General features: G+C 53.6%; 1 pseudogene. It reads right to left on the bottom strand.

Annotated elements, in window-relative coordinates:
- Window positions 1–280, bottom strand: a pseudogene (locus tag J3482_RS22230) (transposase); the annotation flags it as partial.

The raw sequence follows: 280 nt of genomic DNA, 5'->3' as shown, positions 1-280 counted from the left end.
CCAGCACTTTCACGGCCTTGGGTGCCCGCTCAGCGTACTCCTCGGCAAACTTGTCTTTGAGTAGTCGAGCTGTTTGGATATCGGGCGCATCCAGGATGGGCCGTACACGTGTGTAGACATCCTCGTGCAGTGACTTTGGTGTAGCGTCCAACAGATTGCGCATAAAGTGTGTCTGACATTGCAGCCTTGGAATTCCGTCTGAAGGGCACGGACGAGTCCTGCATGACTGTCTGAAACCACAATGTCTAGGTCTCGTAAGTCCCGTGATTTGAGCCAAGCA

This window comes from Alicyclobacillus suci (assembly GCF_017329615.1).
Taxonomy (GTDB): Bacteria; Bacillota; Bacilli; order Alicyclobacillales; family Alicyclobacillaceae; genus Alicyclobacillus; species Alicyclobacillus suci.
This window is presented reverse-complemented; position numbering and strand designations above follow the sequence as displayed.